The organism is Pseudomonas sp. TKO26, assembly GCF_003225665.1.
In the GTDB taxonomy this organism is placed as follows: Bacteria; Pseudomonadota; Gammaproteobacteria; order Pseudomonadales; family Pseudomonadaceae; genus Aquipseudomonas; species Aquipseudomonas saponiphila.
In genome coordinates this window covers 252,786-274,990 of sequence record NZ_QKLN01000007.1, presented here as the reverse complement: position 1 = coordinate 274,990, position 22,205 = coordinate 252,786, and the positions used below count along the sequence as shown (strand labels likewise).

The window sequence follows — 22,205 nt, the reverse complement described above, 5'->3', positions numbered from 1 at the left end:
GGCCGGGGCATGTCTGACGCGCTGTGGGCCGCCCGCCTGGGCGACGGGCTGGAACACACCTCGATGATGGCCGACATCCTCGGCGGCGTGCTGGAGGTGGCGGCCAACGTCGCCATCGGCGCCCTGGCGACCATGGCGGTGGCCGCGGCGGCGGGCATCACCGTGGCCACCGGCGGCCTCGGCGCCTGCGTGCTGGGGCTGGGGGTGGGCGTGGTGGTCGGCGTGGTCATGAGCAAGACCGGCGCCGACAAGGGCCTGAGCAATTTATGCGAGGGCATCGGCAATGCCCTGTTCCCGCCCTCGATCCAGGCCACCATCGCCAGCGGCTCGAAAAAGGTCCTGACCAACAACAAACCGGCGGCCCGCGCGGCCGGTATCGCCCCGCCGTCGCAGATCAGCGGCGACGGCGCCGAGGAAGGCGAAGCCACCGATACCCCTTCGGCGACCCCGGAGGAAGGCCCGGGCTTTCTCGACATGGCCAAGGAATTCTTCTCGCAGATGTGGCGGCCCACCGTGGCCTCCCCGGCGCCCGGCTCCCAGCCCAAGGAACTGGACCAGGTGACCTGCACCAAGCACCCGCCGATGCCCGTGCAGTACCTGGCCGAGGGCTCGGAGAAGGTCAGCATCGAAGGCCAGCCGGCGGTGCGCAGCGGCGACCGCAGCACCTGCGACGCCAAGGTGGTGTCCGCCGGGCCGATCTCCCCCAACGTGACCATCGGCGGCGGCTCGGTGGTGGTGCGCGAGATCCGCAGCGGCAAGACCCCGGGGGTAGGCCTGGCGGTGAGCGCGCTGATGATGCTCAAGGGCGGCAAGGGCAAGTTCCTCAGCAACCTGCCGTGCATGCTGATGGCCGGGGTCAATTCGTTTGTCGTCAGCCAGGCCACCAATGCGCTGACCCAGGCAGTCGTCGCCTCGACCCATCCGGTGCATGCAGCAACCGGGGCCAAGGTGCTCGGGGCCGACGACGATCTGGATTTCACCCTGCCAGGGCTGATGCCCATCGAATGGCAACGCTTCTACAACAGCCGCGATGAACGCCGTGACGGCCTGCTCGGAGCCGGCTGGAGCCTACCTTACGAGGTCAGTGTCCAGATCGAGCCCCACCCCGAGGGTGGCGAACGCCTGCTCTACATTGATGAACAGGGACGCCGCATCGACATGGGGGCCATTGCCCTGGGCGGCGGAGCCTTCAGCCCCGGTGAAGGCTTGAGCGTGCGACGCAACGACAACGGGCAGTTGCTGATCGAAAGCAGCGACGGCCTCTACCGTCTGTTCGAGCCGCTACCAGACGATCCTTCGCGGCTGCGCCTGGGCCAGCTGGGTGACCGCAACGACAATCGTCTGCACCTGGAATACGACTCGTCCGGGCGGCTCTGGCTGCTGCGCGACACCTTTGAACAGGCGCAGCTCGAACTGGGCTACAGCACGCAATGGCCCGATCGGATTGCCCAGGTCGAACGGCTGTACCCCGATCAGCAACGGGAAGTGCTGGTCAGCTATGACTACGATGCCGCAGGGAACCTGGCACAGGTCCGCGATAGCGAAGGGCAGGTCCAGCGGCGCTTCGCCTATGACGCCGGCCAGCGGATGACCGAGCACCAGTTGGCCACCGGGCTGCGCTGCTTCTACCAGTGGACCCTGTTCGCCGACCAGCAGTGGCGCGTGACCCGTCACTGGACCGACGAAGGCGATAGCTATCAGTACAACTATGATCTGGAGGCCGGCATCACCCAGGTCACCGACAGCCTGCAGCGCCTCAGCCGCCGTCGCTGGAACAGCCAGTTGCAGATCGTCGAGTACACCGACAACCTCAACCAGACATGGGCCTTCGAGTGGAACGACGAACGCCAACTGCTCAGCGCCACTGACCCCTTGGGAGGGCGCTATGCCTATAGCTACGACGAAACCGGCAACCTGATCGCCGAGACCGATCCTCTGGGGCACAGCCATTCGACCTTGTGGCTGGAACACTGGTCGCTGCCACAGACCCTGACCGATCCCGCCGGCAACAGCTGGCACTTGCGCTACGACCCCCGAGGCAATTGCATCGCCGAAACAGACCCGCTAGGCCAGGTGACTCAGTACCGCCATGACGCACATGGGCAGGTGGTGGAGATCATCGATGCTGCGGGAAGAAGCCGGAAGATGCGCTGGAACTCGTCCGGGCAATTGCTTGAACACCTGGATTGCTCGGGCTATCCGACTCGCTTCGAATACGATCGACGTGGCAACGTGAAAGCCATCATCGATGCCCTTGGCGAGCACACCCGGTTCCATTACGACTGCCAGGGACGGTTGCTGAGCAGCCAACTGGCCGATGGCCGCGCCGAGCATTTTCAACGCAGCAGCAACGGCCAACTGCAGGGCTACACCGACCCGTCCGGCTACACCACGCTCTACCAGTACAACCGGCGCGGGCAGATACGCCAACGCACCGACGCCCACGGCCGGCAGGTCCGGTTCGACTATGACGCGTTCGGACGGCTGCTGGCGCTCACCAACGAAAACGGCGAAAGCTATCGCTTTGCCTGGGATGCCGGCAACCGTCTGAGCGAACAGCAGGATCTCGACGGCAGTGCCAAGCGCTATGGCTATGACCCACTGAACAACGTCGTCGAACTCCAGGCCCATGCCGCGCCTTATGGCTCCGGACCGAGCGCCGTGCCCGCGCAACCAATCGCGCCGATCATCCACAGGTTCGAGCGCGATGCCGTGGGGCGGCTGCTGGCCAAGATCACGGACGACGGACGCAGCCAATACACCTACGATCCCTTGAACCAACTGACCGCCGCCAGCTTTACCGACAACCTCGGCAACCAGCAGGCACTGAGTTTCAGCTACGACGCCCTGGGCCAATTACTCGAAGAACACACAGCGGCCGGCAGCCTGAAACACCGATACGACGAACTGGGCAATCTGACTCAGACCCAGCTACCGGACGCGCGCTGGCTCAATCGGCTCTATTACGGCAGTGGCCATCTGCACCAGATCAATCTCGATGGCCAGGTGATCAGCGATTTTCAACGTGATCGCCTGCACCGTGAAGTGCTGCGCACCCAGGGCCAGATCAGCACCCGCAGCGAATACGACCGTTGTGGCCGCCTGCGCGCACGCCTGCGGCACTCCAGCCTGTTGGCAAACACCTTGCCGACAGCCCCGGAACGGCACCTCGAGTACGACGACAGCGATAACCTGGTAGGCCTGGCCGAGCGGCATGTCAACGGGCAACATCGACAACTGTTCCATTACGACGCGACCGGGCGAATCATCGCCAGCCAGGACGGCCTGCAGGGCCAGAAGGAAACCTTCGCCTACGACGCCGCCGCCAATTTGCTTGACGGCCCGAAAGCAGGCGCCGGGCTGGTGGTGCACAACAAGTTGCTGACCTACCAGGACAAGCGCTACCGCTACGATGCCTTTGGACGAATGATTGAAAAACGCAGTAGTCGGCGAGGCGTGCAACGGTTTGCCTACGATGCCGAACACCGTTTGATCGAAGTGCGCAATCAGACCGCCAACGGCGAAACCCTGGTCAGGATGCGTTACGACGTCCTGGGTCGACGCATCAGCAAGAGTGAGTACGACAGCCAGGGCAACCTTCTGGGTGAAACCCGATTCATCTGGGATGGCCTGCGGCTGCTGCAGGAACAGCGTAATCAACAGACCAGCCTCTATGTCTATGAAGACCTGGGCCACGCGCCCCTGGCGCGGGTCGATGGCCTCGGCGCACAACAGAAGATCCGCTACTACCACAACGACCTGAATGGCCTGCCTCACCAGCTTTGCGAGCCTGACGGCCACAGCGTCTGGCAGGCCCGTTATCAGGTCTGGGGCAACACCGTCGAAGAAAAACGCGAGCCCTACTACATCGAGGAACAGAATCTCAGGTTCCAGGGCCAGTACCTGGACCGCGAGACCGGGCTGCACTTCAACACGTTCCGTTTCTACGACCCGGATATCGGACGCTTCACTACGCCGGACCCCATCGGCCTGGCCGGAGGCTTGAACCTCTATCACTATGCTCCCAACCCCATCGGCTGGATCGACCCGCTAGGCTGGATCTGCAAATCGGCCTACAGCGGCAGAAGGGGCACCACGAAGGCCAAGGCCGACCTCGAGAGGAACGGTTTCACTGTGGTAGCTGAAGAACTGACCATGAAGGTCAAGCATCCAGTCACCCAGAAGTCCTACCGCATCAGGGCAGATATCATCGCCCAGGACAAAGCCGGTAACTACCACGTGTTCGAAGTCAAGAATGGCAGCGGCAAACTGACCAAGAACCAACAGGGATCGGGAATGTTCGACATGAACAATCCGGCCAACACCCACGGTGGCCTGGGCGGCGGCCTGATCAGACCGTCGGGTGCCACCCAAGGCCAGTTCGAAGTGGCGACCAAAAGCGGCAAAAGCACACCGTTCGGTGGAAATGGCGCACAGCATTCGGCCAACTTCTGGCTTCTTCGCTATTGAACGAGTAATCGAGAAATGAAAGCAGACACCAAGGAATTGCGCAGCAACTTCGAAAAAGCACTCCAGCTTTGCTTGAAGAGTGAGCTCTCGGCTTATCCCGGAGCCAAAGTCACCAGGAACAAAGTGGTGATTGCACATAAGGAATCGGGCGCCGTGGCGACCTTGCATTTCGAGTATCTGGCCAATACCCGCGCCTACGAAATCATCATCTTCGTCGAACACCCGGTCCTGCAGGCCGAGATCGAGCGCATAAGCCCACCCTACCCGTCCAACCTGGCCAATCCGAAACTGGTCTACTGCATGTCGACAGTCAGCGAAAAAGACGGCTGTCCACTGCTGCCCGTGACCGAACAAGGCATTGAAAACACCTGCCAGGTGATTCTGCGCCGGCTCCAGGATGTTCACCTGCCTATCCTGTACAACCTCTTCAATGTCAGCCCCGCACTGGCGAGCGATGTCATCGAGAGGCCAAAGTATTACGCCTATCCGGTGCCGCTGATCTTTATCGCCTTGAAAACCAACGCAATCAAACCGGACGACGGAACCCTTGCGAAGATTCTGAGCGAGCAGACCCTGGGCTATACCAAGCACCAGGAACTGAAAGAGTCGTTCAACAAGCAACTCCTGACAGAACTGGGCTGAGCGCTTGCTTTAGAGCGGGGCAGATCGCCGCACCACGCTTTCTGGCGCGGCTGACGAACGCCAGCGCGATCGGCGGCGTAATACGCCGCTGGCTCAGGCGCTTCGATGAGCCGACCGTGGGACGCCTGACCACGCCGGAGCCTATTGCGATCAGGAACAGATGATGATCTTGAGCTGGAAACCTCCGATCCGATATAACCCGAAGCTGATCGGTTCCTACGACGTCGAGAGCGGTGCCTATGAAACCCCGGGCTCCAGTTTCGACTACCTGGCCCTGCTCGCCGGGCAGCCGTACCCAAAGGCGATGGACACGCCGCCGGTGTTTTTCCAGTGCAAGGCGAAGAAGCTGCTGGAGCACGATTGCCTGTGGCTGCTGGGGGGCATTCCCCTGGTGTCGGCGCGCCTGGCGGACTTTCTCCGCCAGCAGGCGCCGGCCGATGTCGAGCTGATCCAGCCCTTGCGCCTGGTGGCCGACCACCAGGAGGTCAGCCAGCCGTACTACATCGTCAACACCATCCAGGCCGTCAAGGCCATCGACCACGCGCGTTCCGAAGCACAGCGCGACGATGACGGCACCCTGCTCTACTTCAACAAGACCTGGTTTCTCGAAAGCGCCCCAGGCATGGGCCAGATCGCCCGGGAGCCGGAGTCCGGGGACTTGTTGATCAGCGCAACCCTGGCCGACCGCTTGATCGATACCGGCTTCAAGGGTGACAAGGGACTGGGGCTGTACAGCGCCGAACGGCGTTTCGTGCCTTATCGGAACAATGCCTGAGCGCCTGGGGGCATCCAATCAGATCGCCGTGCCGCGATTCTTGCCCGGCTGGATAATCAGCAACTGATCCAGCTCGCGCCGTCTGGCGCGGGTAACGAACGCCAGCGCGGCGGGCAGGTCCTGCTCGAACCGCTCGAAGGTCGCGCGATCGATGGCGTAGTACTCCTCGTAGTCGACCACGCCGAGGCTGACCGGGAAGGAGACGTAGTGCTGGCCGCTGAGTGCTTCGATGCCCATGGAGAACATCTCCTCGCGGTTGACGAACAGATCGATGAATTTCATCTGGGACCCGTGTCTCAGCGAAGGGATCAGGCCCGCTAAGGCTGAGGCTTGAGGCTCTGCATGGCCTGTTTCCAGGCGGGCTCGTGGTGCACCAGGTCTTGCGGCGTGGTGGTCAGGGTGGTGATCAGCACCGCTGGCTTACGCTCGACGAACACCTGGCGCAGCATCAGCTCGCGGCCTTCGCGCTTCCAGCTGTAGTCCAGCAACACCGCAGCGTGACCGTGCATGTCGAAGTCCCAGCGCTTGATCAGGTTGAAGCCCGGCAGTTGCTGTTCGGCGGAACGCAGCTGTCGGTCGACATAATCGGCGAAGGCCGCATCGCCCTGGCTCGGGTCGCGGCTGATGACGAAGCTGGCTTCCTGGGCACCGCCCACGGCCGGCAACTTGAAGATGTTGATGCTCTGGTCCTGCCAGGCGTCGGGAATATCGAGATCGGCTTCTTGAATGCGATAGGAGGACAAAGGGTAGGCGTTCCATGCTGAGGGGGTAGGACAGCGACGGATTTTCAAGCAATGACCGGCAACAATCAAGGAACCCGTCGGCAACGCTGAGCAATCGTTTTCGCCCCCGCAGGTGGCACCCGGATCGGGCTCAGCGCGCCTTGAGGCAGGAGGCATAGGCCTGGGCAAAACGCCGGTCGAACTTGAGGGCCTGAGGCTCCTCGGGGTCGATGCTGACATTCCACAGGGCCTGCTGCGGTACGTCATAGCGGACCCAGCCGATGACCCCGCTGCCGGAGGTTTCGTAGAACAGCTGCAGGCTCAGCTGGTCGCCATCATCGCGGTCGATCAGCAGCTTGAGCTGCTCCGGGGTGGTGAAGTCGCGGTAGGGAAAGTCGCTGCTCCTGACCATTTCGGTGAGGTAGCCGTAGCAGCCCTGGCCCGGGTTGGCCTCATCGGCCAGGGCCGGCAGGCTGACGCCGATGAGCAGCAGACTCAGGCCCAGGGAATTCAAGTACCGCATGATTGCCCCTTGAGGGTGAGGGTTTCGACCTGGTCGTTCATCTCGATCTTCGCCAGCACCTGGCGGTCGTGGGACTCCTGGTACTCGCTGAAGTTGTTGCGCTTGAGGATGTTCAGGGTCACGCGGATGTGGGCACCGGCATTCTGGTACTCGCTGCGCTCAGGGCCCTGGGCGCCACCGGTGAGTTCCAGCAGTTGCCCGCCGCTCTTGAGGTACAGATAGCGCTCGTCCACTTCCACCAGCAGGCGCGGGGCCTTGGCTGCCACGCTGTAGTCCTCGCGGGCCAGGGAATAGCCGCAGAGCCAGGAGCCGCGGCTGTCGTACTGCTGACTGTGGAACCAGCCGAGGGCTTCGCGATAGCCGATCTGGCCCAGGCGCGACTCGCTGGCGGCCACGGCCGCTGGCAAGTTCAGGGCGAGGATCGAGCCCAGCGCCACGGCGGCTGCGCCAGAGCGCCCCAGGCAGCGAAGTGCGGCTGCCAATGCTGGGGTTTTGTCGGGGGTGCGGGTCATCCTTGGCCTTGGGTCGCGGGCAAACAATCGCGCATCCTAGCCACGCCACTACTGCTGCGCAAGAGGACGCGCCGACCCGCGGCGGGCAAAAAAATAGGCACCCGATGCGCTCGGCGTGCCTATTTTCCCCTGCGCGCTCCCGCTGTGGGAGCCCGCGCAATGCTTATGGGTTGACGCTGTCTTTCAGCGACTTGCCCGGCTTGAATGCCACGGTGTTGCTGGCCTTGATCTTTACCGGTTCGCCGGTTTGCGGGTTCTTGCCGGTACGGGCGCCACGGTGACGTTGCAGGAAGGTACCAAAACCGACCAGGGTGACGCTGTCTTTGCGGTGCAGAGCCCCGGTGATTTCCTCAAGGATGGCGTTGAGCACGCGATTGGCCTGCTCTTTGGTCAGGTCCGCTTTTTCAGCAATGGCTGCGGCGAGTTCTGGTTTACGCATAGTGTGAAGCCTCTTTGACGGTTTTTTGTTGTTATGTCCGTGCTGTTCACGGGAACAGCGCCCAAGGCGCCGCAGGCTCTACGCTGCGGCAGACGGGTGTGAGGATGGCACGCGCTTGAAGGTGGCGCCAGTCTTGGCGCGACCTTTGTAGGGGCAAAATCCCGGTTATTCCGACAGAACGACCGGTATTTAAGCCAGCAGGGCCGGGAGTTCCTTGTTCAGGGCCAGTTTTTCCATCACCGCCGCCCCGGTCAGGGCGTAGCCCAGCAGTTGGCCGCTGGCGTCACGACACAGCACCTTGAGGTCGGCGCCCTGCCCTTCGACGCTCCAGACACCCTCGGCGCCCCGCGGTGGCGGCGACACCACCAGCGGACAGACCGGGGTCTTCACGGTGATCGGCATCGGCCCGTAGCTGACCGCCGTCGGCTTGCCGGCCAGGGTCTGGGCCAGCGCCCGGGCACAGTTCATCAGCGGCATCACGTACAGCAGGTTGAGGCCATCGACCTCGGCGCAATCGCCCAGGGCGTAGATGTTGGCGTGGGAAGTCTTCAGCTCGCGGTCCACCACCACACCGCGATTGACCAGCAGCCCGGCCGCCGCCGCCAGATCGATGCGCGGGCGCAGGCCAATGGCCGAAACCACCAGGTCGCAGGCGATCACCTGACCATCGGACAGATGGGCCTCCAGGCCGTCGCCGCTGCGTTGCAGGCGGTTGAGCACCGGGCCCAGGTGGAAGCGCGCGCCGAGGCTTTCCAGTCCGGCCTGGACCGCCGCCGCGGCGGCCGGGTGCAGCAGCGTCGGCATCACCTGCTCACACGGCGCTACCAGATCCACGCTGTAGCCGCCGAGGATCAGGTCGTTGGCGAACTCGCAGCCGATCAGCCCGGCCCCCAGCAACAGCACCCGGCGCTTGCCGGCGGCAGCGTGGCGAAAGCGTGCGTAGTCTTCCAGGTCGTTGATGGGAAAGATCAGCTCGGATGCGTCGCCCTGCACCGGTACGCGCACGGTTTCCGCGCCCCAGGCCAGGATCAGATCGCGATAGGTCACCGCCTCTTCACCGATCCACAGGCGCTTGTGGCCCGGGTCGATGCCGCTGATGCGGGTGTGGGTGCGCACCTCGGCCTTGAGCTGGTCGGCCATGGCGCCGGGCTCGGCCATGCTCAGGCCGTCGGCGTCCTTGTTCTTGCCGAAACCGGTGGAGAGCATCGGCTTGGAATAGGAACGGCCGTCATCGGCAGTGATCAGCAAGAGCGGCGTCTGGCCGTCGAGCTTGCGAAATTCCCGGGCCAGGTTGTAACCCGCCAGGCCCGTACCCACGATCACCACCGGTGCGCTCATGCCCTGCTCCTTGTCATTGGTCGTTCAAACCACAAAAGTCGATCAAGCGATCTCGATCATTTCGAAATCCGCCTTGCCCACGCCGCAGTCCGGGCAGAGCCAGTCCTCGGGTACATCTTCCCAGCGGGTCCCCGGCAAAATACCGTCGTCCGGCCAGCCTTCCGCTTCGTTATAGATCAGGCCGCAGACCACACATTGCCACTTTTTCATTGCTGCATTTCCTCGGGAGTTCAGGCTCGGTCGATGAATCGACTCTAAAGGCCACGCTGATCAGCGTTCGGCACTGGGGTTTTTTACTGATCACTTCCGGCAGATGCAAGCAGGTTCGTGTCGCCGGACGTCCTGGATCAATCAAAATCGCCGGTCGTCATGCTAAGCTCGCCGCCTCATTTGCTGCCAATACTGACCCACTGTGCCGCACTCAATGCCCCCCGCTCCGGCCCCCACCTGGCTGGCGCAAAACCGTCTGTCCCCCTTCCCCGGCGCAGCCGTGGCCAACTGGCTGTTCGATGAAGGGTCGCTGACCCGGCGCCTGACCCGACTGTCGCAAAACGGCTTCAGCGTCACGCCGCTGGTGGAAGAATGGCAAACCCTGCGCCACGACGAATGCCTCGCCCTGGACCTGCCCGAACACAGCATCGGCTGGGTCCGCGAGGTGTACCTGCGGGGCCACGGCGAGGCGTGGGTCTTCGCCCGCAGCGTCGCCGCCCGCAGTGCCCTGGAAGACGGTGGCTTGAACATCGATGAACTGGGCAGCCGCTCCCTGGGCGAACTGCTGTTCTGCGACCAGGCCTTTGCCCGCCGTCCCATCGAGGTCTGCCGCTATCCACAGGCCTGGCTGCCCGACGCGGTGGCCAGCGACGGACTCTGGGGCCGTCGCTCGCGCTTCGATCGCGGCCCCTTGAGCCTGCTGGTGGCCGAAGTCTTCCTGCCCAGCCTGTGGTGCGCCATCCAAGCCCAACCGGAGGCCTGCTGATGTACCTGAGCCTGCTCAAATCCCTCAATCGCCTGCACCCACGGGCCTGGGACTTCCTGCAACTGACGCGCATGGACAAGCCGATCGGCATCTATCTGCTGCTGTGGCCGACCCTGGTGGCGCTGTGGATTGCCGCCGAGGGCCAGCCGTCCCTCGGCCATGTGCTGATTTTCACCTTCGGCGTGATCCTGACCCGGGCCGGCGGCTGCGCCATCAACGACTTCGCCGACCGCAAGGTCGACGGCCAGGTCAAGCGCACCGACCAGCGGCCCCTGGCCACCGGCAAGGTCAGCGCCAAGGAAGCCCTGGCGCTGTTCGCGATACTGATGGGCGCCGCCTTCCTGCTGGTGCTGTGCACCAACGCCACCACGGTCTGGCTGTCGTTCGGCGCCCTGGCCCTGGCCGCCTGCTACCCCTTCATGAAGCGCTACACCTATTACCCGCAGGTGGTCCTGGGCGCGGCCTATTCCTGGGGCATCCTGATGACCTTCACCGCGCAGAACGGCGAACTGCCGGCCACTGCATGGCTGCTGTACATCGCCAACCTGCTGTGGACCGTGGGCTACGACACCTACTACGCCATGACCGACCGCGACGACGACCTGAAGATCGGGGTCAAGTCCACGGCGATCCTGTTCGGCGATGCCGACCGGGTGATCATTCTCACCCTGCAGGGCCTGTCGCTGGGCTGCCTGCTGATGGCCGGGGCACGCTTCAATCTGGGGGGCTGGTTCCACCTCGGGCTGGCGGTGGCGGCGGGGTGCTTTGCCTGGGAGTTCTGGTACACCCGGGATCGCGACCGGTTGAAGTGCTTCAAGGCCTTCCTGCACAACCACTGGGCGGGCATGGCGATCTTTATCGGCGTGGTGCTGGATTTCGCGTTGCGCTGAAATCCCCATGAGGCCGTAGCCGCTACGCTGGTAGCGGCTACGCGCCGTTGGCTAATCGGATTTGGCAACCTTCCAGGCGCCGTCCATCTTGCCGTCTCCGGTCATGTCGCCGGCCTTCTTGTCCATCACGAAGCCGTACAGCGGCTTGCCGTCATAGGCCCATTGCTGCTTGCCGTCGTCGCGCTTGATCAGCGTCCACTTGCCCATGGCCTTGTCAGTGCCTTCGGCCATCAGCGGCGGCCAGTTGGCGGCGCATTTGTCATTGCACATCGACTTGCCATCGGCATCCTTGGCAAAGGTGTAGAGGGTCATGCCCTTGTGATCCACCAGCATGCCGTCCTTGCTCATCGCCGGCTCGGCGGCCAGGGCGAAGGTCGGCAGGGCCAGGACCGCGCCCACCAGCAGGACTTTCAACGATTGCTTGAACAGAGTCATGGGAAACCTTCTTTTGTGGTTGTCAGGAATCGGACTCACAGCTTAGTCGACGAACCTGCACCACGCTCCGGCACCTGAAATACTGTCACACGACTGCAATAATTCCGTTATCTAATGCGGCGCAAGACAGTTAAATGACAAGAGGTTTCCACATGGTTGGCAGAAGCATTCTGATCGTTGACGACGAAGCGCCGATTCGCGAAATGATCGCCGTCGCGTTGGAAATGGCCGGCTATGACTGCATGGAGGCCGAGAACTCCCAGCAGGCCCATGCCATCATCGTCGACCGCAAGCCGGACCTGATCCTGCTGGACTGGATGCTCCCCGGCACCTCCGGCATCGAGTTGGCGCGACGCCTCAAGCGCGACGAACTGACCGGGGACATCCCGATCATCATGCTCACCGCCAAGGGCGAAGAGGACAACAAGATCCAGGGCCTGGAAGTCGGCGCCGACGACTACATCACCAAGCCGTTTTCCCCTCGCGAGCTGGTGGCCCGCCTCAAGGCCGTGCTGCGCCGCGCCGGTCCTACCGACGGCGAAGCGCCGATCGAAGTCGGCGGCCTGCTGCTGGACCCCATCAGCCACCGGGTGACCATCGACGGCAAGCCGGCGGAAATGGGCCCCACCGAATACCGCCTGCTGCAGTTCTTCATGACCCACCAGGAGCGCGCCTACACCCGTGGCCAACTGCTGGATCAGGTCTGGGGCGGCAATGTGTACGTCGAGGAACGCACCGTGGACGTGCACATCCGCCGGCTGCGCAAAGCCCTGGGTGACGCCTACGAGAATCTGGTACAAACCGTGCGCGGCACCGGCTATCGTTTTTCCACCAAGGCCTAACCACAGCGGCAAGCTCCAAGCCACAAGCGGCAAGTTGATCACCGACTGCCTCTGAACTTGCAGCTTGCGGCTTACAGCATGGAGCTGCTCCCCAAAGTGAATCAAAACTGGCATGGCACCCTGATTCGCCACCTGTTGCTGCTGGTCACCGGCTGCCTGTTGGTGGGTCTGATCAGCGGCTACTACGGCTGGAGCCTGGCCGCCGGCCTGGGCCTCTACCTGGCCTGGACCCTCAAGCAGCTGCTGCGCCTGCACGAATGGCTGCGCCTGCATCAACCCGATGAAGCGCCGCCCGATGGCTACGGCCTGTGGGGCGAAGTGTTCGACAGCATCTACCACCTGCAACGCCGCGATCAGCGGGTACGCGGGCGCCTGCAAGCGGTGATCGACCGGGTCCAGGAGTCCACCGCGGCCCTGAAAGACGCGGTGATCATGCTCGACAGCGACGGCAACCTGGAATGGTGGAACCGCGCCGCCGAGACTCTGCTGGGGCTCAAGACGCCCCAGGACAGCGGCCAGCCGGTGACCAACCTGGTGCGCCATCCGCGCTTCAAGGAGTACTTCGAGCAGGACAACTACGCCGAACCGCTGGAGATTCCCTCCCCCGCCAACGACCGGGTGCGCATCCAGCTGTACATCACCCGCTATGGCAACAACGAACACCTGATGCTGGTGCGCGACGTGACCCGCATCCACCAGCTGGAACAGATGCGCAAGGACTTCATCGCCAACGTGTCCCACGAGCTGCGCACCCCGCTGACGGTGATCTGCGGCTACCTGGAAACCCTGCTGGACAACGTCGAGGAAGTGAACCCGCGCTGGAACCGCGCCCTGCAGCAGATGCAGCAGCAAGGCGGGCGCATGCAGACCCTGCTCAACGATCTGCTGTTGCTGGCCAAGCTGGAAGCCACCGACTACCCCTCGGACAACCAGCCGGTGCCCATCGATGCGCTGCTGCAATCGATCAAGAGCGATGCCCAGGCGCTGTCCGGCGAACGCAACCAGCGCATCACCCTGGAAGCCGACGCCTCGGTACAGCTCAAGGGCAGCGAAGCGGAACTGCGCAGCGCCTTTTCCAACCTGGTGTTCAACGCGGTGAAGTACACCCCAGCCGAAGGCAACATCCGCATTCGCTGGTGGGGCGATGAACAGGGCGCGCACCTGAGCGTGCAGGATTCGGGGATCGGCATCGACAACAAGCACCTGCCGCGCCTCACCGAACGCTTCTACCGGGTGGATTCGAGCCGTAACTCCAACACCGGCGGCACCGGCCTGGGCCTGGCCATCGTCAAGCACGTGCTGCTGCGCCACCGCGCGCGCCTGGAAATCAGCAGCGTGCTGGGCCACGGCAGTACCTTTACCTGCCATTTCGCCCCGGCCCAGGTGAAAAAAACCGCGGCCACCCGCCTGACCGAACAGCGCTGACCGTGGCGTGCCCCTAGGCAATCGCCCTGTCAGCCGCTACATTGCGTCACTTGTGCCTGCCTTTCAGGCACCGTCTTTCCTTCTTTTTCGAATACACGGAACCCGCAAAACTCCATCATGGACCCTTCCCCTGGTTTTACCCTCGCGTCTCTGTTCGCCGACTTCGGCATGATTCTTTTTGCTCTGATCCTGGTCCTGCTCAACGGTTTTTTCGTTGCGGCGGAGTTCGCCATGGTCAAGCTGCGCTCGACCCGGGTCGAAGCCATCGCCCACAAGAACGGCTGGCGCGGGCAGATCCTGCGCACCGTGCACAGCCAGCTGGACGCCTACCTCTCGGCCTGCCAGCTGGGCATTACCCTGGCCTCGCTGGGCCTGGGCTGGGTCGGTGAACCGGCCTTCGCCCACCTGCTGGAGCCGCTGCTGGGCGCGGTGGGGGTCAATTCCCCGGAAGTGATCCGCGGCGTGTCGTTCTTCACCGCGTTCTTCATCATTTCCTACCTGCACATCGTGGTTGGCGAGCTGGCGCCCAAGTCCTGGGCGATCCGCAAGCCGGAGCTGCTGTCGCTGTGGACCGCGGTGCCGCTGTACCTGTTCTACTGGCTGATGTACCCGGCCATCTACCTGCTCAACGCCAGCGCCAACACCATCCTGCGCATCGCCGGCCAGGGCGAGCCCGGCCCGCACCACGAGCACCACTACAGCCGGGAAGAACTCAAGCTGATCCTGCACTCCAGCCGTGGCCAGGACCCCAGCGACCAGGGCATGCGCGTGCTGGCCTCGGCCGTGGAAATGGGCGAACTGGAAGTGGTGGACTGGGCCAACTCCCGGGAAGACCTGATCAGCGTCGAGTTCAACGCGCCGCTCAAGGAAATCCTCGCCCTGTTCCGTCGTCACAAGTTCAGCCGCTACCCGGTCTACGACAGCGAACGCAACGAATTCGTCGGCCTGCTGCACATCAAGGACCTGCTGCTGGAGCTGGCGGCCCTGGACCACATTCCCGAGTCGTTCAACCTGGCCGAACTGACCCGCCCGCTGGAGCGCGTGTCGCGGCACATGCCGCTGTCGCAGCTGCTGGAGCAGTTCCGCAAGGGCGGTTCGCATTTCGCCCTGGTGGAAGAAGCCGACGGCAAGGTCATTGGCTACCTGACCATGGAAGACGTGCTGGAAGTGCTGGTGGGCGACATCCAGGACGAACACCGCAAGACCGAGCGCGGCATCCTCGCCTACCAGCCGGGCAAGCTGCTGGTGCGCGGTGACACGCCGCTGTTCAAGGTCGAGCGCCTGCTGGGCATCGACCTGGACCATATCGAAGCCGAAACCCTCGCCGGCCTGGTGTACGAAACCCTGAAACGGGTGCCGGAAGAGGAAGAAGTGCTGGAAGTCGAAGGCCTGCGCATCATCATCAAGAAGATGAAGGGGCCGAAGATCATCCTGGCCAAGGTGCTGATGCTGGATTGACGGGCCCTTCGGCCCGTTCGCCGGCAAGCCGGCTCCTACAGGCAAAGATCATTTTTTACCCAGGGCAAAATTCGGCAGCTCCCCCAGCGGCTGGTTGAACTGATAGGGAATCGACACCAGCCCCAGCCCGGTATTGCGCTGCACCACGAAATGCAGGTGCGGCCCGCTGCTGTTGCCGGTGTTGCCGGATAAGCCCAGCGGGCTGCCCACCGCCACCCGCTGCCCTTCGCGCACACTCACCGAACCTTGCTTGAGGTGCAGGTACACGCCCATGGTGCCGTCGTCATGCAGCACCCGGACGAAGTTGCCCGCCGGGTTGTCGCCCCGCCCGTTCTGGGCATTCTCGGTCTTGACCACCACCCCGCCACGAGCGGCAATGATCGGCGTGCCTACCGGCATGGCGATGTCCATTGCGTAGCGGCTCCTGGGCGCGAAATGGCTGTATTGGCCATTGGCGCCCTGGGTCAGGCGAAACGGCCCACCGCGCCAGGGCAGCGGGTAACGGTAGGCCTGAGTGGCCCCTGCCGGGTCGCCCAGGGAGTAACGGAACCGGGGCACATAACTCAGGGGCTGATCGGCGTGAATCGCCGTGAGCAGCGCCAGGCGCTGCCTGCTGCGGGCCGGCAGCACCTGACGGATGGGGCGCCCAGGCGCACCCTTGACGTTGCGCAGGGCGGCAAAGCCCAGCTCGATCTCCACCGGCGCATGCAGGTCATTGCGCACATACAGCGCATCCATGCCCTTGTGCTTGTGGATATCCAGGCGCACCTGGTGTTCCAGGTGCTCTTCCATGCGGTCGTGAAACACGAACGCCTGGGCTCCCGGCGAAGGCCGGTCGCTGTAGGACACCACGCCATCGGCGTCGACGGATTTGTAGACGGTCATCGCCGCCAGCGACGTGGCCAGCAGTGACAGTCCGCACAACAGCAGCAGGCGCACAAGCATTGGGCAGCCTCTTGGCAGGTTATGCGGGCACGCTAACAGCCGGATATGGAGCTTGTGTGAATCAGGCCGGGGCCAGAGGCTGCGTGCCCGACGCGTCGAAATGGATATCCACGCCCAGTTGGGCGGCCTCGGACAGGTTGACCAGGGCATCGAGGGAGAACTTGTTGATCTTGCCGCTGAGCACGTCATTGAGGCGTGGCTGGGAGATATTGAGGCGCTTGGCCGCCTCCTTCTGCGATACCCCCCAGGCTTGCACGGTCTTGCCCAGTTCAAGCATCAGCTTGGCCCGCAGGCGCATGTTGGCAGCCTCCTGGGGGCTGTCCTCAAGGGCGTCCCAGACGCTAGCAAAGCGCTGCTTGGTCGGTTGGTCAGTCATGGCGTGAACCTGCTTCCTGATATCTGGCACGAGCCAGCTCGATATCCCGCGCTTCGGTCTTGCGGGTGGTCTTGCGCACCGCGTGCAGCACATAGATGGCTGCGGGCCGCCTGACCACATAGAACACCCGAAACGCCCCTGAATCCTCATGGATCCTGATTTCGAAAACGCCCGGACCGATGGTTTTCACCGACCTGCAATCGTAGGGCTGTTCACCCTGCTGCAGCAGATCCAGCTGGAAACCGGCGGCCCGGCGGGCATCTTCAGGGAACGCCCGGAGATCCCGCAGCGCGCTCCCGACAAACACCACATCCTTGTGCCTGGGCATCGAACCTCTCCTGTTAATGACCAGGAACAAGGCTAATCAACATGGCCAGGACCAGCCGCGCCGGGTTGTTTCAAGGCATGGCCGCAAGCGCTGAAAAACCCGGAGCGCTATGGGCAATCTATATCCAAACAGATATAAATCAAGGGTAAAAAGATCAATCGGACGTACGGCAGAAAGAAGCGGAGGGAACGGCCAAGGCCATCTGGCCCGAGGGGTACGCGCCAGGGGACGGGTTGTTGGCTGGAGCGAGGGATAACACCGCAGCCCGCCTCGGCGGCAGGCAAAACACAGCAGTGCCAAAGTGTTTTCAGCAGATTTCCGCAGCACCCGCATCATCGTAGGAGCCGGCTTGCCGGCGAAGAGGCCGCAAGCCTTGGGCTGCCCTGGTGGACGCTTTCGCTGGCCAGCCAGCTCCTACACGGATCAGGCGCCGGGAACGAAATGCTTCTGCGCGGTGCCGCGGGCGATCAGGCGCGAGATGTAGTCGAGCTTTTGTGCGTCCTGGTCGACGAAACGGAAGGTCAGCTGCAGCCACTCGCTGTCCGGCTTGGGCTCCAACGCCACCACCGCATGCAGGTAGCCATTGAGCCGCGCCACTTCGGCGTTGTCGCCCTGCTCCAGGTCCAGCACCGCGCTTTCCAGCACCTGCGGCAGGCTGTCGGTGCGCTTCACCACCAGCAAGGCTTCCTTGATGCTCAGGGCCTTGATCACGCACGGCTGGTTGCCGCTGGACAACCGCAGTTGACCCTGGCCACGACCGCCACTGGCCGCTGCCGCGGGCGTCGGGGCCTTGACCGGAGGGCTATTGAGCAAGCCGCGTGCCGGTGCCGCGGGGGCGGCCGGCGCTGCGGCCGCTGGTTTGGCGAACGGATTGACCGGAGCGGAAGCCGCCCCCACCGCCGCCGGCTTGCCGCCGGTCAGGGCGCTCAGGGAGTCGTTGCCAAAGGCCGAGTTCATCTTGGTCGGCGCGCTGTTCATCAAGGTGTCGAGCTTGCCGACCTTGTTCAGCGCCTGCTTGACCTTGGTCAGCAGCTGTTCGTTGGTGAAGGGCTTGCTCACATAGCCGGAAACCCCGGCCTGGATCGCCTGCACCACGTTTTCCTTGTCGCCCCGGCTGGTGACCATGACGAACGGCATGGACTTCATGGACTCTTGCTCACGGCACCAGGTCAGCAGCTCAAGGCCGGACATTTCCGGCATCTCCCAGTCGCACAGGACCAGGTCGAAAGCTTCGCGGGCGAGCATCGCCTGGGCCTTCTTGCCGTTGATCGCGTCTTCGATCTTGATGCCAGGGAAGTAGTTGCGCAGGCACTTCTTCACCAGGTCACGAATGAACGAAGCGTCGTCCACCACCAACACACTTACCTTACTCATCGACCACCCCTTTAAAAATCCCGGCAAGCATAACGCTGGCTGATGGCACTTTGCCAAAACTCTTCAGTCACGCCGGGACTTTTCGTTCGCGGGTGCTGCTTTTCGAATTAGAGGCGCCCAAACAAAAGCGCCCGGCCAAAGGGCCGGGCGCTCTTCTCGGGCACTCTTACTTATCGTCAGCTTGATCCGGAACATTAGCGGATTCGCCACTTGTGCCTTCAACTTCTTCCTTCATGCGCTTGAGTCCCAGATGGCGCACATCGGTGCCACGTACCAGGTAAATCACCAGCTCGGAAATGTTGCGCGCGTGATCACCGATCCGCTCCAGCGAGCGCAACACCCAGATAATGCTCAGAACCCGCGAGATAGAGCGCGGGTCTTCCATCATGTAGGTGGCCAGCTCGCGCAACGCGGTCTTGTATTCACGGTCGATGATCTTGTCGTACTGGGCCACGGAAAGTGCCAGGTCGGCATCGAAGCGGGCAAAGGCGTCGAGGGCATCGCGCACCATGTTGCGCACCTGGTCGCCGATGTGCCGCACTTCCACGTAGCCGCGCGGGGCCTCGCCCTCTTCGCACAGCTGGATGGCCCGACGAGCGATCTTGGTGGCTTCGTCGCCGATGCGCTCCAGGTCGATCACCGACTTGGAGATGCTGATGATCAACCGCAAGTCGGAGGCCGCCGGCTGGCGACGGGCGAGGATGCGCAGGCATTCCTCGTCGATGTTGCGCTCCATCTGGTTGATCTGGTCGTCGATCTCGCGCACCTGCTGGGCCAGCCCGGAGTCGGCCTCGATCAGCGCGGTGACCGCGTCGTTGACTTGCTTCTCCACCAGCCCGCCCATGGCCAGCAGGTGACTGCGAACCTCTTCCAGCTCGGCATTGAACTGCTGGGAGATATGGTGAGTAAGGCCTTCCTTCGAAATCATCGTGTTCGCTCCGCGAAAGTTGCAAGCTTCAAGCCGCAAGCTTCAAGCAGTTAAATATTGATCCGGATACCGCATACCGCTTCTGTCTTGCCGCTTGAAGCTTGCGGCTTGCAGCTGTTTCCTAGCCGTAACGCCCGGTGATGTAGTCTTCGGTCTGCTTCTTGGCCGGGTTGGTGAACAGCGTGTCGGTGTCGCCGAACTCCACCAGCTTGCCCATGTACATGAATGCGGTGTAGTCGGAAACCCGCGCCGCCTGCTGCATGTTGTGGGTCACGATGACGATGGTGAACTTGGACTTCAGCTCGTAGATCAGTTCCTCGACCTTCAGGGTCGAGATCGGGTCCAGGGCCGAGCAGGGTTCGTCCAGCAGCAGCACTTCCGGTTCCACGGCGATGGTGCGGGCAATCACCAGACGCTGCTGCTGACCGCCGGACAGTCCCAGGGCCGAATCATGCAGGCGGTCCTTGACCTCGTCCCACAGCGCCGCGCCCTTGAGCGCCCACTCCACGGCTTCGTCGAGCACGCGCTTCTTGTTGATGCCCTGGATACGCAAGCCGTAGACCACGTTTTCATAGATGGTCTTGGGGAACGGGTTGGGCTTCTGGAACACCATGCCGACCCGGCGACGCAGCTCGGCCACGTCTTCACCCTTGCGGTAGATGTTGTTGCCGTAGAGGTTGATCGCCCCCTCCACGCGGCAGCCGTCCACCAGGTCGTTCATGCGGTTGAAGGTGCGCAGCAGGGTCGACTTGCCGCAACCGGACGGGCCGATGAAGGCGGTCACGCGTTGCTTGGGGATGTTCATGCTGACGTCGAACAGCGCTTGTTTCTCGCCGTAGAACAGGCTCAGGCCGGGCACTTCGATGGCCACGGTTTCCTGTTCCAGGCTCAGGCTCTGTTTGTCGCGGCCCAGGGCGGACATGTTGATGCCATGGGTATGAGTTTCGTGTTGCATGGGCTCACTCCGTTCGTAGCTGCAAGTTGCAAGCTACAAGCTTCAAGTTGTGCGCAAGCTGCTTATCGCGGCTTGCCGCTTTGGGCTCGCAGTGCTCGTAGCCGCAAGTTGCAGGCTACGAGCTTCAAGTTACACGCAAGCGGCTTGCCGCTAGAGGCTTGCCGCTTGCCACTGTTCTTCTTAGCTATCCAGTGCCTTGTACTTCTCGCGCAGGTGGTTACGGATCCACACCGCCGACAGGTTCAGCGTGGCGATCACCAGCACCAGCAGCAACGCCGTGGCGTACACCAGCGGCCGCGCGGCCTCGACGTTGGGGCTCTGGAAGCCGACGTCGTAGATGTGGAAGCCCAGGTGCATGATCTTCTGGTCCAGGTGCAGGTACGGGTAGTTGCCGTCCAGCGGCAGCGACGGCGCCAGTTTCACCACACCCACCAGCATCAGCGGTGCCACTTCACCGGCGGCGCGGGCCACCGCGAGGATCATCCCGGTCATCATCGCCGGGCTGGCCATCGGCAGGACGATCTTCCACAGCGTCTCGGCCTTGGTCGCGCCCAGGGCCAGGGACCCTTCACGCACGGTGCGGGGAATCCGCGCCAGGCCTTCCTCGGTGGCCACGATCACCACCGGCACCGCCAGCAGCGCCAGGGTCAGCGAGGCCCAGAGCAGGCCCGGGGTGCCGAAGGTCGGCGCCGGCAGGGCTTCGGGGAAGAACAGGCGGTCCACGGAACCGCCCAGCACGTAGACGAAGAAGCCCAGGCCGAACACCCCGTAGACGATGGCCGGAACCCCCGCCAGGTTGTTCACGGCGATGCGGATCACCCGGGTCAGGGCGTTCTGCTTGGCGTATTCGCGCAGGTAGACCGCCGCCAGCACGCCAAACGGGGTGACGATCATGGCCATGATCAGGGTCATCATCACGGTGCCGAAAATCGCCGGGAAGATCCCGCCCTCGGTGTTGGCTTCACGGGGGTCGTCGCTGAGGAATTCCCAGACCTTGCTGAAGTAGAAGCCGATCTTGGTGAAGGAGCCCATGGCGTTCGGCTGGTAGGCATGCACCACCTTGCCCAGGCCGATCTCGATTTCCTTACCGTTGGCATCGCGAGCGGTCAGGCTGTCGCGGTTGAACTGGGCGTGCAGGTCGCTCAGGCGTGCCTCGATCTCCTGGTAACGGGCATTGAGCTCGGCGCGTTCGGCGTCCATGTCGGCCTGGGCGGCGGGGGTCATCTTGCCGTCCAGCTCCAGCTTGCGACCGTGCAGGCGGATGCGCTCCAGACCGGCGTTGATCGCGCCGATGTCGGATTTTTCCAGGGTCTTGAGCTGGACCGCCAGCTGGTTCACCCGGTTGATCCGCGCTTGCAGCTCGGGCCAGGCAGCCTCGCCCTCGGCGATCACCTTGCCGCTTTCCTTGACGTTGACCAGGTAGCCGTAGAAGTTGCCCCACTCACGGCGCTCGATGGCCATCAGTTCCTTCGGATAGCTCTGGTTGGTCAGCCACTCGCCGACGATCCAGGTGAAGTCGTTGCCATTCAGGTCGCGGTTACCGACCTTGATCAGCTCCCGGGTCATGAACTCCGGGCCCTGGTCGGGCACCGGCAGGCCGGCGCTCTTCAGGCGTGCCCGGGGCACTTCTTCCTTCTGCACCACCTCACCGATGACCAGGTGGTTGGCCTGGCCCGGCACGTCGTAGCTGGCGTGCACCAGGTCGGCCGGCCAGAAGTGGCCGAGGCCGCGCACGGCGATCACCGCCAGCAAACCGATGGTCATGATGACCGCGATGGACACCGCGCCACCGCTGATCCAGACGCCTGGGGCGCCGCTCTTGAACCAGTCTTTTAGGGAGTTCTGTTTCACA

Annotated in this window: 23 protein-coding genes and 1 pseudogene; 9 read left to right on the top strand and 15 right to left on the bottom strand. The window is 63.2% G+C overall.

Annotated elements, in window-relative coordinates; translation table 11 throughout:
* Nucleotides 1-9: 9 nt before the first annotated feature.
* The 4 genes and pseudogenes from DNK59_RS32480 to DNK59_RS13515 all read left to right on the top strand — a co-directional run.
* A pseudogene (locus tag DNK59_RS32480) lies at nucleotides 10-630 on the top strand (type IV secretion protein Rhs); the annotation flags it as partial.
* A 294-nt stretch (nucleotides 631-924) separates the two neighbouring features.
* Nucleotides 925-4,470: an RHS repeat-associated core domain-containing protein gene (locus tag DNK59_RS13525; RefSeq protein ID WP_371921012.1), complete on the top strand. Its 3,546-nt coding sequence runs from the start codon at nucleotides 925-927 to the stop codon at nucleotides 4,468-4,470.
* Nucleotides 4,471-4,485: 15 nt separating this feature from the next.
* Nucleotides 4,486-5,112 (top strand): hypothetical protein, encoded by a 627-nt coding sequence (locus tag DNK59_RS13520; protein ID WP_110723501.1) that lies wholly within the window; start codon nucleotides 4,486-4,488, stop codon nucleotides 5,110-5,112.
* A 169-nt stretch (nucleotides 5,113-5,281) separates the two neighbouring features.
* Nucleotides 5,282-5,887 (top strand): imm11 family protein, encoded by a 606-nt coding sequence (locus tag DNK59_RS13515; protein WP_158541120.1) that lies wholly within the window; start codon nucleotides 5,282-5,284, stop codon nucleotides 5,885-5,887.
* A gap of 18 nt (nucleotides 5,888-5,905) precedes the next feature.
* Here the strand turns inward: DNK59_RS13515 and DNK59_RS13510 are convergent, their stop codons facing one another.
* The 7 genes from DNK59_RS13510 to DNK59_RS13480 form a co-directional block, all read right to left on the bottom strand.
* Complete coding sequence (locus DNK59_RS13510; protein ID WP_110723499.1) at nucleotides 5,906-6,169, bottom strand: hypothetical protein; 264 nt, start codon at nucleotides 6,167-6,169, stop codon at nucleotides 5,906-5,908.
* Nucleotides 6,170-6,204: 35 nt separating this feature from the next.
* On the bottom strand, nucleotides 6,205-6,630 hold the full coding sequence (locus tag DNK59_RS13505) for a DcrB-related protein (protein ID WP_110723498.1): 426 nt from the start codon (nucleotides 6,628-6,630) through the stop codon (nucleotides 6,205-6,207).
* A gap of 130 nt (nucleotides 6,631-6,760) precedes the next feature.
* A complete protein-coding gene (locus DNK59_RS13500; RefSeq protein WP_110723497.1) occupies nucleotides 6,761-7,132 on the bottom strand; it encodes a hypothetical protein in 372 nt (123 codons plus the stop codon).
* Nucleotides 7,120-7,614, bottom strand: coding sequence for a hypothetical protein (locus DNK59_RS13495; protein ID WP_244168944.1), 495 nt, complete (start codon nucleotides 7,612-7,614; stop codon nucleotides 7,120-7,122). Before DNK59_RS13495 ends, DNK59_RS13500 begins: the two co-directional genes overlap by 13 nt.
* 193 nt (nucleotides 7,615-7,807) lie before the next feature.
* On the bottom strand, nucleotides 7,808-8,083 hold the full coding sequence (locus DNK59_RS13490; protein ID WP_011064269.1) for an HU family DNA-binding protein: 276 nt from the start codon (nucleotides 8,081-8,083) through the stop codon (nucleotides 7,808-7,810).
* 189 nt (nucleotides 8,084-8,272) lie between these two features.
* Entirely contained in the window at nucleotides 8,273-9,421 is a 1,149-nt protein-coding gene (locus DNK59_RS13485; protein WP_092317726.1) for an NAD(P)/FAD-dependent oxidoreductase, read from the bottom strand.
* A gap of 42 nt (nucleotides 9,422-9,463) precedes the next feature.
* Nucleotides 9,464-9,631 carry a rubredoxin gene (locus DNK59_RS13480; RefSeq protein WP_016964948.1) on the bottom strand — a complete coding sequence of 56 codons (168 nt, stop codon included), beginning with the start codon at nucleotides 9,629-9,631 and terminating at the stop codon, nucleotides 9,464-9,466.
* A gap of 202 nt (nucleotides 9,632-9,833) precedes the next feature.
* Between DNK59_RS13480 and DNK59_RS13475 the strand changes: the two genes are divergently transcribed.
* A complete protein-coding gene (locus DNK59_RS13475; RefSeq protein WP_092317729.1) occupies nucleotides 9,834-10,397 on the top strand; it encodes a chorismate lyase in 564 nt (187 codons plus the stop codon).
* Nucleotides 10,397-11,287 (top strand): 4-hydroxybenzoate octaprenyltransferase, encoded by an 891-nt coding sequence (ubiA, locus tag DNK59_RS13470; protein WP_110723496.1) that lies wholly within the window; start codon nucleotides 10,397-10,399, stop codon nucleotides 11,285-11,287. Before DNK59_RS13475 ends, ubiA begins: the two co-directional genes overlap by 1 nt.
* Before the next feature lie 51 nt (nucleotides 11,288-11,338).
* On the opposite strand, the gene DNK59_RS13465 is transcribed toward ubiA, so the two are convergent.
* Complete coding sequence (locus tag DNK59_RS13465; protein ID WP_110723495.1) at nucleotides 11,339-11,722, bottom strand: hypothetical protein; 384 nt, start codon at nucleotides 11,720-11,722, stop codon at nucleotides 11,339-11,341.
* A 152-nt stretch (nucleotides 11,723-11,874) separates the two neighbouring features.
* Here DNK59_RS13465 and phoB point away from each other — a divergent pair, with 152 nt between their 5' ends.
* The 3 genes from phoB (at nucleotide 11,875) to DNK59_RS13450 (ending at nucleotide 15,447) form a co-directional block, all read left to right on the top strand.
* On the top strand, nucleotides 11,875-12,564 hold the full coding sequence (gene phoB, locus DNK59_RS13460; RefSeq protein ID WP_003177195.1) for a phosphate regulon transcriptional regulator PhoB: 690 nt from the start codon (nucleotides 11,875-11,877) through the stop codon (nucleotides 12,562-12,564).
* Nucleotides 12,565-12,660: 96 nt separating this feature from the next.
* Nucleotides 12,661-13,989, top strand: coding sequence for a phosphate regulon sensor histidine kinase PhoR (phoR, locus tag DNK59_RS13455; RefSeq protein WP_092320555.1), 1,329 nt, complete (start codon nucleotides 12,661-12,663; stop codon nucleotides 13,987-13,989).
* 117 nt (nucleotides 13,990-14,106) lie between these two features.
* A complete protein-coding gene (locus tag DNK59_RS13450; protein ID WP_016964953.1) occupies nucleotides 14,107-15,447 on the top strand; it encodes a hemolysin family protein in 1,341 nt (446 codons plus the stop codon).
* A gap of 48 nt (nucleotides 15,448-15,495) precedes the next feature.
* Here DNK59_RS13450 and DNK59_RS13445 read toward each other — a convergent pair whose 3' ends face one another.
* From DNK59_RS13445 to pstA, 7 genes are all read right to left on the bottom strand, one after another.
* A complete protein-coding gene (locus DNK59_RS13445) occupies nucleotides 15,496-16,392 on the bottom strand; it encodes a peptidoglycan DD-metalloendopeptidase family protein (protein WP_110723494.1) in 897 nt (298 codons plus the stop codon).
* Nucleotides 16,393-16,453: 61 nt separating this feature from the next.
* Nucleotides 16,454-16,768, bottom strand: coding sequence for a helix-turn-helix domain-containing protein (locus DNK59_RS13440; protein WP_110723493.1), 315 nt, complete (start codon nucleotides 16,766-16,768; stop codon nucleotides 16,454-16,456).
* Nucleotides 16,761-17,096 carry a type II toxin-antitoxin system RelE/ParE family toxin gene (locus DNK59_RS13435; RefSeq protein ID WP_047306656.1) on the bottom strand — a complete coding sequence of 112 codons (336 nt, stop codon included), beginning with the start codon at nucleotides 17,094-17,096 and terminating at the stop codon, nucleotides 16,761-16,763. The genes DNK59_RS13440 and DNK59_RS13435 overlap by 8 nt, the downstream gene beginning before the upstream one ends.
* A gap of 423 nt (nucleotides 17,097-17,519) precedes the next feature.
* Nucleotides 17,520-18,470 (bottom strand): response regulator, encoded by a 951-nt coding sequence (locus DNK59_RS13430; protein ID WP_110723492.1) that lies wholly within the window; start codon nucleotides 18,468-18,470, stop codon nucleotides 17,520-17,522.
* A 166-nt stretch (nucleotides 18,471-18,636) separates the two neighbouring features.
* Nucleotides 18,637-19,398, bottom strand: coding sequence for a phosphate signaling complex protein PhoU (gene phoU / locus DNK59_RS13425; RefSeq protein ID WP_016964958.1), 762 nt, complete (start codon nucleotides 19,396-19,398; stop codon nucleotides 18,637-18,639).
* 121 nt (nucleotides 19,399-19,519) lie between these two features.
* Nucleotides 19,520-20,353, bottom strand: coding sequence for a phosphate ABC transporter ATP-binding protein PstB (gene pstB, locus DNK59_RS13420; protein WP_016964959.1), 834 nt, complete (start codon nucleotides 20,351-20,353; stop codon nucleotides 19,520-19,522).
* Between the two features lie 180 nt (nucleotides 20,354-20,533).
* Nucleotides 20,534-22,204, bottom strand: coding sequence for a phosphate ABC transporter permease PstA (pstA, locus tag DNK59_RS13415; protein ID WP_110723491.1), 1,671 nt, complete (start codon nucleotides 22,202-22,204; stop codon nucleotides 20,534-20,536).
* Nucleotide 22,205: the final 1 nt, after the last annotated feature.

What these genes read in the sequence shown, in the direction of transcription:
- DNK59_RS13520 (WP_110723501.1), top strand. Translation starts at nt 4,486, where the DNA reads ATGAAAGCAGACACCAAGGAATTGCGCAGCAACTTCGAAAAAGCACTC.
- DNK59_RS13480 (WP_016964948.1), bottom strand. Translation starts at nt 9,631, where the DNA reads ATGAAAAAGTGGCAATGTGTGGTCTGCGGCCTGATCTATAACGAAGCG.
- DNK59_RS13430 (WP_110723492.1), bottom strand. Translation starts at nt 18,470, where the DNA reads ATGAGTAAGGTAAGTGTGTTGGTGGTGGACGACGCTTCGTTCATTCGT.
- DNK59_RS13500 (WP_110723497.1), bottom strand. Translation starts at nt 7,132, where the DNA reads ATGCGGTACTTGAATTCCCTGGGCCTGAGTCTGCTGCTCATCGGCGTC.
- DNK59_RS13450 (WP_016964953.1), top strand. Translation starts at nt 14,107, where the DNA reads ATGGACCCTTCCCCTGGTTTTACCCTCGCGTCTCTGTTCGCCGACTTC.
- DNK59_RS13440 (WP_110723493.1), bottom strand. Translation starts at nt 16,768, where the DNA reads ATGACTGACCAACCGACCAAGCAGCGCTTTGCTAGCGTCTGGGACGCC.
- phoU (WP_016964958.1), bottom strand. Translation starts at nt 19,398, where the DNA reads ATGATTTCGAAGGAAGGCCTTACTCACCATATCTCCCAGCAGTTCAAT.
- DNK59_RS13445 (WP_110723494.1), bottom strand. Translation starts at nt 16,392, where the DNA reads ATGCTTGTGCGCCTGCTGCTGTTGTGCGGACTGTCACTGCTGGCCACG.
- DNK59_RS13485 (WP_092317726.1), bottom strand. Translation starts at nt 9,421, where the DNA reads ATGAGCGCACCGGTGGTGATCGTGGGTACGGGCCTGGCGGGTTACAAC.
- pstB (WP_016964959.1), bottom strand. Translation starts at nt 20,353, where the DNA reads ATGCAACACGAAACTCATACCCATGGCATCAACATGTCCGCCCTGGGC.
- phoB (WP_003177195.1), top strand. Translation starts at nt 11,875, where the DNA reads ATGGTTGGCAGAAGCATTCTGATCGTTGACGACGAAGCGCCGATTCGC.
- ubiA (WP_110723496.1), top strand. Translation starts at nt 10,397, where the DNA reads ATGTACCTGAGCCTGCTCAAATCCCTCAATCGCCTGCACCCACGGGCC.
- DNK59_RS13435 (WP_047306656.1), bottom strand. Translation starts at nt 17,096, where the DNA reads ATGCCCAGGCACAAGGATGTGGTGTTTGTCGGGAGCGCGCTGCGGGAT.
- DNK59_RS13510 (WP_110723499.1), bottom strand. Translation starts at nt 6,169, where the DNA reads ATGAAATTCATCGATCTGTTCGTCAACCGCGAGGAGATGTTCTCCATG.
- DNK59_RS13465 (WP_110723495.1), bottom strand. Translation starts at nt 11,722, where the DNA reads ATGACTCTGTTCAAGCAATCGTTGAAAGTCCTGCTGGTGGGCGCGGTC.
- DNK59_RS13490 (WP_011064269.1), bottom strand. Translation starts at nt 8,083, where the DNA reads ATGCGTAAACCAGAACTCGCCGCAGCCATTGCTGAAAAAGCGGACCTG.